The organism is Flavobacterium sp. (genome assembly GCF_044348915.1).
In the GTDB taxonomy this organism is placed as follows: domain Bacteria; phylum Bacteroidota; class Bacteroidia; order Flavobacteriales; family Flavobacteriaceae; genus Flavobacterium.
In genome coordinates, this window is the sequence record NZ_JBIKRX010000096.1 from 1 (window position 1) to 9094 (window position 9094).

The following is a 9094-nucleotide window of genomic DNA, read 5'->3' on the forward strand; positions in this document are numbered from 1 at the left end:
TGCAGCACAAAACTTTGCTAAAATACGCTCAGTCATTGATACAACTATAAAAAATGGCCTAAATGTATTGGAAGCATTGGTAATAATAGCTAAATTTGAGTTTGAATTATAAACTGATTAGTTACTTCAGCTAAAGTATGTTACAAATTGATAAAAAGCAAAATTTATCGATGAAATACACGATTTAAGAAAATTATATAGTTTTATCTTACAAATTATTCGATTTTAGTGCCCTTTTCAACCAAGACTTGAACAAAAACCAACAATCAATTATAAAAAATAGTATATTTGATTCTCTAACTTTAAACCTATATGTATGGAATTCAACTTTTTAGCAATTTTAGTAGCTGCATTATCTACACTAGTGGTTGGTTTCGTATGGTATAATCCAAAAGTTTTTGGAACAATTTGGATGGAAGGAGCTGGTTTGACTCTAGAACAAACTGAGAAAGGCAATATGCTAAAAATTTTTGGACTTACTTTCATCTACTCGCTTATGTTAGCTTTTATTATGCCTATATTAACCATTCATCAAATGGGAGCTTTAGGGATGATTGGCGGTCCAGATTTTATCGCCTCGGCCAAACCATCATATTTGGCATTTATGGCAGATTATGGTGATGCCTTTCGCACTTATAAACACGGAGCCCTTCACGGTTTTATGTCAGGCATTTTTCTTGCTTTGCCCATAATTTCGATAAATGGCTTGTTTGAACGAAAAAGCTGGAAATACATCGCGGTTCAAGCCGGATATTGGATTGTTATTATGACCATAATGGGTTCAATTATCTGTGGCTGGAAATAAATTTAACATTTAATTAGAACTAAATCGCTCTACATTTGTGGGCGATTTTTTTTATTTGAAAACACCACTCCACATAGAAATTTATAATTCTGTTGCTGAACTTCCGGAAAACTGGAATGGCTTGGCCACAGAAAATGTTTTTCTTAGCAAAAAATATCTAAAAGTACTCGAACTATCGGCTCCGTCTAATATGCATTGCCATTTTATTGGATTGTTTAAGGATAGTGAATTAGTTGGTATTGCTATATCACAATTATTAGATTTAAATAAATTAGCCTCGTTTGGTGAACGTGATAAATGTGTAAAGACCGCTGTACGAAATGTTTTTTTCAATAAATTATGTTCCCATATCTTAATCATTGGAAACAATATGTTTACTGGACAAAATGCATTCGCCTATTCGAATCAAATCGAAAAATTTGAAATCTTATCTGGTCTAAAATCGGCTGCAGAAAAATTAAAAGAAATTTTCAAAAACAAAGGACTAAAAGTTCACGTTACCACGTACAAAGATTTTCCAGAAGAGGACATTGCAGCGTTTAGTCAGGCGGGATTCCAAGACCATTTTCGATATTCTCCCCAGCCCAATATGCTTTTTGACATTCCAGATTATTGGAAATCGGAACAAAATTATATTGAAGCTTTATCAAAAAAATATAGGGATCAATACAAACGTGCTCGCAAAAAAGCACAAGGTGTCGAAAAGAGAAAAATGAACCTAAATGACATCATTCACTACGAAGAAACCATTTATGATTTGTATTATCACGTGGCCCAAAATGCTCATTTTAATACTTTTTTTTTAGCAAAAAACCATTTTAGAGTATTCAAAGAACTACTTCAAGACAAGTTTCTTTTTTATGGATATTTCTTGGAAGGAAAATTAATTGGTTTCAATACCCTCATAAAAAACGGAGCGGTTATGGACACCTACTTTTTGGGATATGACGATAGCATTCAACGCGAAAAAATGTTGTATTTAAACATGCTTTATGACATGGTCGCCTATTCTATAAACAAAGGTTTTAAAGAGATTATTTTTGCTAGAACTGCTTTAGAAATAAAGAGCTCCATTGGAGCAAAGCCACAAAAAATGTATGGTTACGCCAAACATAGCAATGCGATAGCAGACTTAGTTTTCGAAAAAGTGTATTGCTATTTAGAGCCAGAAATCGTTTGGAAAGAACGAAATCCTTTCCAATAAATATTCCTAATTTATACCGATTAGCAATATATAAGAGTCCAATAAATTGTACTCAATATATTGTCTATCGGCATAAACCATTGTAAAATTTTTAAATGGATTAGACCATTTTAAAATTACAATTGGTATTACTTCGCAGAAACTAGTACTCTATAACGAGTCGATTTCTTCTTGAACTACTTCCCAATCGAGTAATAATTTATCTAAATCTTGCTTTTTCTTATTGTAGGCAACGAAGAAAGCGGCATCTTCAATATGTTTATCATAATTGGAGGCCAACATTTTATCGTCGTGCGAAAGATCTTTTTCTAATTGTTGAATTTGACTTTCGATCTTGCTTAAACGGTTTTGAAGTGACTTACCTTTTTTCTGGTCTTCGTATGAGGCCTTACTGTTACCTTTTTGGATTGATTGCGCTTGCGCTGCGGTTTTATCAACATCTTTCTTCTCTACTTCACGCATATTTTCAAGGTTGCGTTGTTCTAAGAAATAATTGATATCCCCCAAATACTCTTTGATTTTTTGATCCTTGAATTCATAAACGATATTCGACATCCCCTGAAGAAAATCCCTATCGTGCGATACCAAAAGCAAAGTACCCTCGTATTTTTGCAAAGCAGCTTTTAAGACATTCTTTGATTTAATGTCTAAGTGGTTTGTGGGCTCGTCCATTACCAAAACATTGATGGGCTGTAAAAGCAATTTACACAGTGCCAAACGATTTCTTTCGCCTCCTGAAAGGACTTTCACTTTCTTTTCGACATCATCACCACGAAACAAGAAAGAACCAAGCATATCACGAACCTTGGAACGATTCGAATCAGATGCGGCATCTTCCATAGTACGCAATAGTGTAATCTCGCCGTCTAAATACTCGGCTTGGTTTTGGGCAAAATAACCCAATTGAACATTGTGTCCCAATTTAATATTTCCTTGAAATTCAAATTCATTCACAATCGCTTTCATAAAAGTAGATTTACCTTGTCCATTTTGGCCAACAAAGGCAATTTTGCTTCCGCGTTCTACCAAAAGTGATATATCTTTCAAAATCACTTTATCACCATATTTTTTAGTAACATCTTCGGCTTCAATAACCACTTTTCCTGGTTCTTTCGAAAGTGGAAAGGAAATATTCATGACTGAATTGTCGTCTTCATCGACCTCGATACGTTCGACTTTGTCTAATTTTTTTATGAGTGACTGCGCCATAGATGCTTTAGAAGCTTTGGCACGGAATTTCTCAATTAATCGTTCGGTTTCTTCAATTTTTTTGGCTTGATTTTTTTGTGTAGCCAATTGTTTTTCTCTGATTTCACCTCTAAGTTCCAGATACTCCGAATACGGTTTATTGAAATCATAGGCTTTACCCAAAGAAATTTCGATGGTTCTGTTGGTTACATTGTCCAAAAACATTTTATCGTGTGAAACGATTACAACTACACCAGGATAATTTCGCAAAAATCCTTCCAACCAAATGATACTTTCAATATCCAAGTGATTCGTAGGTTCATCTAGCAGCAAAACATCATTAGCTTGCAATAATAGTTTAGCCAATTCGATACGCATTCTCCAACCACCAGAAAAAGTATCGGTTTGATCATTGAAAACTTCTCTCTTGAAACCCAATCCGAGAAGAATTTTCTCGGTATCACCAATATAATTATAACCACCTAACAATTCGAAACGGTGAGTATAATCGGATAAATCTTCTATAATTTGACCGTATTCTTCACTTTCATAATCGGTTCTGGTGACCAATTGATGATTAATCTGCTCAAGTTTCTTTTCTACAATTTTAATATCTGTAAACGCTTCGTAGGCTTCCTCGAGTACAGTTCTCCCTTGTTCGAAATCAATATCCTGACGTAAGAAACCCATTCGGACCTCTTTCTCTTGAGAAATCACACCTGAATCTGGAGCAAAATCTTTTGCCAAGATTTTTAGCATCGTTGATTTGCCAGCTCCGTTTTTTCCGACAAGACCTACTCGGTCACCGGCACCTAATCGAAAGGTTACTTCTTCAAATAAATAAGTTCCTCCAAAAGAAACGGACAAATTGTGTATGTTAAGCATTATTTTTTGGTTTAAAGTTTCAGGTTTAAAGTTTAAAGTTCCTCAAAATAGAACTCTATTTTAACTTAAACCCAAAGGTATTAGTTGTAAATTTGTCTCATTAAAATTAATGAAATCAAAATTTTTGCAAATGTTAAAAAAAGGATCCAAACTAAATAGCATTTTAACAGGAAGTTGTCCTAGATGTCAGAATGAGAGTATGTATACGGACAAAAATCCATTGCATTTTTCGAAAATTCTCAAAATGAACGATAATTGTAGCCATTGCGGTCTAAAATACCAAATCGAACCTTCTTTTTTTTATGGCGCTATGTATGTGAGTTATGCCTTGAACGTGGCGTTAAGCGTTGCTGTTTTTTTTATAGCTTATTTATTTATTCATGCTAGTTTGAAAACCACTTTTATTGCAATAATCATTTCAAACATTGTATTATTCCCTTTTGTTTTGCGGTGGGCTAGGAATATTTATATCAATATGTTTGTGTCTTTTGACAAGAAATATAAAAAATAAATCAACCCCTTTTATCAAATCTCCGGATATCAAAGGCTTTTTCTAAGGGTTTATTGTATTCGATTTTTTCAAATAAAGCCTTTGCCAAAGCTGGTCCAAGCATCACTCCACGAGTACCTAAACCGTTAAGAATGTGTATAGAACTATGCGCGGCATGTGTTCCAACCAATGGTTTTCTGTCTCTGACGGTTGGTCGAACTCCAGCAAAATGCGCGACTATTTCGAAATCACATTTTAGTATTTCCTTTATTCTTTCTGTCAGTTCAGCTTTTCCTTCTTCGGTTGGTCTATCAGTCTTGTCAGCCCAATTATAAGTAGCTCCCACTTTGAACAAGCCTTTACCAAGAGGCAAAATAAACACACTGGTATTTAAAATAACATCTAAATCTAATGCATCTGCTTTGATAATAAATAGCTCTCCTTTTGTTCCATCTAAGGGCAAATAATTAAAATAAGGATTGGAATGTAATCCGAAACCTTCAGCGAAAATAATATGTTTTGCTACGATATCCTTATAGCGCACAAAGCCTTCTTCTTCCTGCAGGAGAGTATAATCGAAAGGATGCTCAAGAAACATCTTATTGCTGATAAGATACTCTTTGTACTTATTCAGTAACAAAGCTGTGTCAACATAACCTGTTTGTAAAACTTCACCATACCCAAAAGGCGAATCAATGGCAGCATACTTTCGTGAAATCAACTTAGTTGACAAAAACGGCGCTAGATTTACTTTATCACAAGCCAAAAACCAATTATTTTGCTCTTCGATGGAAAAAAATTTTCTAAGAATAGGCAATTTATAATCGAATTGGATTTTAAGTTTATCCTTGAGAGCAATAAAGAAGTCATTCATTATCAACAAATGTTCTTGGGCTTGGCCCACTTCGCTAAACCTTTTTAAAATCACTGGATTATAAAGTCCTCCAGCAATTTTGGATGAGTTTTGGGAATTATTATCCAACACCATAATAGATTTGCTATTTCGTAACGCCATTTCGGAGAACGAAATTCCAGCTAAGCCTGAACCAATTATTAAGTAATCGACCATCTGAAGATTATAGAGAAAAGTTAGATATTGACAAAGTTAAACAAAAACGCCACTAAACAAAGAACTCTCGCTGGTGTAGCGAGAGTTCCTTGATTAATTTGGTAATGAAATTAATAATTCCACATATCTTCTTCGAAGTCACGGATTTTCGATTTTACTCGTTCCGCTTCTAACAATTGATTTTGAGCATTATCTTTCATATAGCTAGTTATAGCTCTATCTCCATAAACATTTTCCTCTTGATAAATCACTGCATTAAAACGCCTTGAATTCAATATTTGATCAAAAGAAATAGGCATTGAAGAATTCTTATCATTAAATGCTTTTGCATCATGCAAGACATCTCGTGCTGATGGGAAAAACACCCAGAACAATTCGATATAATCTTTTTCCTCACTGTTCATTGTATAAACGTCTGGAGTAACTGGACAAATACCTAACAATCTGTATTTCAATTCGCTTTGACGTTTGTCAAAATACCAATATCCTTTTATTTTATATTGGCTAACGTCTTGAGCCGTTAAGTCTTGTTTTACGATATACTCAGGAGAAATCTTTTGACCCGCATTGATCTGCTCTCTACCAGCATCTGTGGTATCGATTCGCACCAATGACGCTTTAATGTCTTTGTAAGATTTTTTGGTATTGAAATAACTATCTGAATACACCTCAGTAATTTCACCGTTCTTAATAGCTTTAGTCAAAACATCATACAACGAACGTCTGTCAGGGCCAATATTTGCGGTATCTATTGGAAAATACAAAGGAAAATTAATTCTTTCGCTTAAATCAATAATTTCCCATACTGTTTTCCCCATCAACACATCTCGATCATCGACATAGCCATATTCTAATGGTCTGTCATTGTCAGAAATGAGTTGAGCGGCAGATTTAAGCCCGATTTCTTCTGGTATTTTTGCATTGAGCAAATTAGCTTGCGCATAACTTGCAACACTCCCTAAAATAGAAATAACAACTATTAAAAAATTTCTCATATTCATCATATTATCATTGTAAGCTATTGAAAAAACTTTGGATTATTTCCTTGTTATAGTATTTCATAAATTACTGGCGCTGTCCTTGGTAATAAATAACTACCGGCTCCAACTAATTTTGTTTTAATTTCTGAAATGGTAACTTGATCTCCTCTTCCAACTTTAGAAAGAACCGATTTACATTGTGCATTCAATTTATTTCCAACAACCACCACAGTTGGTTGACCTGTTACTTTAAAATTGAAACCAACCACATCTAAACCTACTTCAAAATCGAAATCGACTAATTTTGCACCAACTGTAGAAATTTCTAAACTTGATTTAGGTCCTTTAACAACACCCATCTCACCTCTAATTGTTCCTGTTGGACCGGGAATACCTTTAATCCTATATGTTTTTTTGTCAGAAACAATTGAATTATCAGGAAGTGTTCCTGTAACACTGATAACAACTTCATTCCCAGCGCCTGGACGCATACTGTATTGTCCTGGAGTTCCTGTTGGAGCCAATCCTGGTGCGGTGGCTTTCACTTTATCAGCAGATATACCAGCAAATGAAATGGTCATTGGGTTTACAACACCTCGATACACTACATTCATTTTATCGGCAGAAATGGTAGCTGATTTAGGTCGAGCTACAACCACATATTTATCTTTAATTGGTAAACTAACTACTTTTCCGTTCTCATCAAAGTTGAAAGAACCTGTTATTGCGTGTTCTCCAATGTTTCCTGAACCAAAAGAGAAATTAGCTTGACCGGCCTGTGCTTGAACACTTGACCCGTTTACGACTACAGATTTAGCTACTAATTTAGGGTCAAATTTTCCTAAAATTATTTTTCCTTTAACCGCCTCTCCTTGAAAGAAAACCGATTTTTCAAGAACCACAATTGGTTGATAAGCGGTAAGCGAAGCTGCAGCAATCAAGTCAGATTGAAACATTGACGCCATTACATCACTTTCGGTTGCTTTTACATCAGCCTGCAATTGAGTTAATTTTGTAACGGTTGCAATTAATGGAAAACTTTTGTAATTGTAATCGATCCAAGCTAATGTTGCACCTGCATTTTTTGATTTAATAGGGTTTGTAGCAAATCTTTTTTCGATTTTATCCACTTCAACTTCGGGTAATTTACTACCAGCTATATCTTTGATTTGAGCGGGATAACTTTTGATTTTTTCTAAAAACTCTTTACCCTCTTTCGATAGTTTATCACCATTAAAAAATAATGCATCTACAACATCACCTTTATCCATTTGCTCATACATAAAGTTTCCTTCAGCATCCTTTTCGGTTTTCTTAGTAATTGTTGTTTTGATACCTTCGAGATAATCACTATATTCTTTCGAAATTTTTCTGATTTTCTCTACTATAATTTTCTTTTCGCCATATTGTCCGGGCTGATCTACTGCTTTTTGAGACAATTGTCCGAATGAATTTTCATTTCTTTCATCTGTAATGGAGTTTGACTCAATAATCTTTGAATTCAAAATTCCAAAAGCGGATAAAACTTCTTTGGACATATTTAATGCTAACATCGCGATAAAAACCAAGTACATTAGGTTTATCATCTTCTGTCTAGGACTTAACTTTCCTGCTGCCATATTTTCTAGTAATTAGTTATTGTTTATATATAAAGTCTGAACTAATTATCCTTTGTTACTCATTGCAGAAAGCATTCCTCCGTAAACATTGTTCAATGAAGACAAGTTCGAAGTTAATGATTGCATTTGCTCTTTTAATTTTAAATTGTTTTCTGCTACCTCTTCATTGATTTGCGCATTTCTTGAAGCACTTTGCAATTGAATTTTATACAAACTATTCAAAGATTCCATTTGAGCCGCAGCCACAGTCAATTCTTCACTGTATTTTTTAGTCGATGCTATAGAGTCAGCTGTTGGCATAATACTTTTGGCAGCTCCTTCAAAGTTTTTAATGCTATTTCCTAAACTAACCATTAATTCTCCGTCAATTTTTGCATCTTTAAGCATAGCGTCTAGTTTTTTAGACAACAATCCTTGCGCATCTTCAACTGGTGCTTCCACTACTTTAGCTACTTTCTTTTTGGCTTCACCATTGGCCAACTCAGGATAGACTAATGTCCAATCTAAATCATCTTCTACGGGTTCGAATGCGGAAAGAGCAAAAATTCCTGCTTCAACTACAAGACCAATAGTAAGCAGTACATTTCCATTTAGCGGTCCTAACTCAGCATGTGTAATTTTGAATAAAGCTCCAATAATAACTACTGCTGCTCCCATTCCGTACGCAAAATTCATCTTTTGTTTGCTTATTAATGCCATAATGTTTGTTTTTTAGGTTAATTAAAATTTGTAGGTATAGGCGCTTAGAGCACCCTTGTTATCTATTGATTTTATTGATATTTATTCAAATTTCACCATCTTTTTCATTAACACATCGAAGATTGTCCCCATATTTGACCTTCTATTGTATCTAA

At 34.4% G+C, this 9094-nt stretch carries 8 protein-coding genes; 3 read left to right on the top strand and 5 right to left on the bottom strand.

Features of this window, described 5'->3' with window-relative positions:
- The first annotated feature begins 316 nt into the window (after positions 1-316).
- Both ACIQ1E_RS12495 and ACIQ1E_RS12500 read left to right on the top strand, forming a co-directional pair.
- Complete coding sequence (locus ACIQ1E_RS12495) at positions 317-805, top strand: DUF1761 domain-containing protein (RefSeq protein WP_396171638.1); 489 nt, start codon at positions 317-319, stop codon at positions 803-805.
- Between the two features lie 55 nt (positions 806-860).
- A complete protein-coding gene (locus ACIQ1E_RS12500; protein ID WP_396171639.1) occupies positions 861-2009 on the top strand; it encodes an 8-amino-7-oxononanoate synthase in 1149 nt (382 codons plus the stop codon).
- A 150-nt stretch (positions 2010-2159) separates the two neighbouring features.
- Here ACIQ1E_RS12500 and ACIQ1E_RS12505 read toward each other — a convergent pair whose 3' ends face one another.
- Positions 2160-4082 carry an ATP-binding cassette domain-containing protein gene (locus tag ACIQ1E_RS12505; RefSeq protein ID WP_396171640.1) on the bottom strand — a complete coding sequence of 641 codons (1923 nt, stop codon included), beginning with the start codon at positions 4080-4082 and terminating at the stop codon, positions 2160-2162.
- A gap of 130 nt (positions 4083-4212) precedes the next feature.
- Here ACIQ1E_RS12505 and ACIQ1E_RS12510 point away from each other — a divergent pair, with 130 nt between their 5' ends.
- Positions 4213-4593 carry a DUF983 domain-containing protein gene (locus ACIQ1E_RS12510; RefSeq protein ID WP_396171641.1) on the top strand — a complete coding sequence of 127 codons (381 nt, stop codon included), beginning with the start codon at positions 4213-4215 and terminating at the stop codon, positions 4591-4593.
- Between the two features lies 1 nt (position 4594).
- Here the strand turns inward: ACIQ1E_RS12510 and ACIQ1E_RS12515 are convergent, their stop codons facing one another.
- The 4 genes from ACIQ1E_RS12515 to gldL all read right to left on the bottom strand — a co-directional run bounded on the left by ACIQ1E_RS12515 (position 4595) and on the right by gldL (position 8939).
- Positions 4595-5641, bottom strand: a complete 1047-nt coding sequence (locus ACIQ1E_RS12515) for an NAD(P)/FAD-dependent oxidoreductase (protein ID WP_396171642.1) — start codon at positions 5639-5641, stop codon at positions 4595-4597.
- Between the two features lie 110 nt (positions 5642-5751).
- Complete coding sequence (gene gldN, locus ACIQ1E_RS12520; RefSeq protein WP_396171645.1) at positions 5752-6642, bottom strand: gliding motility protein GldN; 891 nt, start codon at positions 6640-6642, stop codon at positions 5752-5754.
- Between the two features lie 47 nt (positions 6643-6689).
- A complete protein-coding gene (gldM, locus tag ACIQ1E_RS12525; RefSeq protein WP_396171643.1) occupies positions 6690-8240 on the bottom strand; it encodes a gliding motility protein GldM in 1551 nt (516 codons plus the stop codon).
- Positions 8241-8285: 45 nt separating this feature from the next.
- Positions 8286-8939 carry a gliding motility protein GldL gene (gene gldL / locus ACIQ1E_RS12530; RefSeq protein ID WP_396171644.1) on the bottom strand — a complete coding sequence of 218 codons (654 nt, stop codon included), beginning with the start codon at positions 8937-8939 and terminating at the stop codon, positions 8286-8288.
- Between the last annotated feature and the right edge of the window lie 155 nt (positions 8940-9094).

What these genes read in the sequence shown, in the direction of transcription:
- ACIQ1E_RS12495 (WP_396171638.1), top strand. Translation starts at nt 317, where the DNA reads ATGGAATTCAACTTTTTAGCAATTTTAGTAGCTGCATTATCTACACTA.
- ACIQ1E_RS12505 (WP_396171640.1), bottom strand. Translation starts at nt 4,082, where the DNA reads ATGCTTAACATACACAATTTGTCCGTTTCTTTTGGAGGAACTTATTTA.
- ACIQ1E_RS12510 (WP_396171641.1), top strand. Translation starts at nt 4,213, where the DNA reads ATGTTAAAAAAAGGATCCAAACTAAATAGCATTTTAACAGGAAGTTGT.
- ACIQ1E_RS12515 (WP_396171642.1), bottom strand. Translation starts at nt 5,641, where the DNA reads ATGGTCGATTACTTAATAATTGGTTCAGGCTTAGCTGGAATTTCGTTC.
- gldN (WP_396171645.1), bottom strand. Translation starts at nt 6,642, where the DNA reads ATGAATATGAGAAATTTTTTAATAGTTGTTATTTCTATTTTAGGGAGT.
- gldM (WP_396171643.1), bottom strand. Translation starts at nt 8,240, where the DNA reads ATGGCAGCAGGAAAGTTAAGTCCTAGACAGAAGATGATAAACCTAATG.
- gldL (WP_396171644.1), bottom strand. Translation starts at nt 8,939, where the DNA reads ATGGCATTAATAAGCAAACAAAAGATGAATTTTGCGTACGGAATGGGA.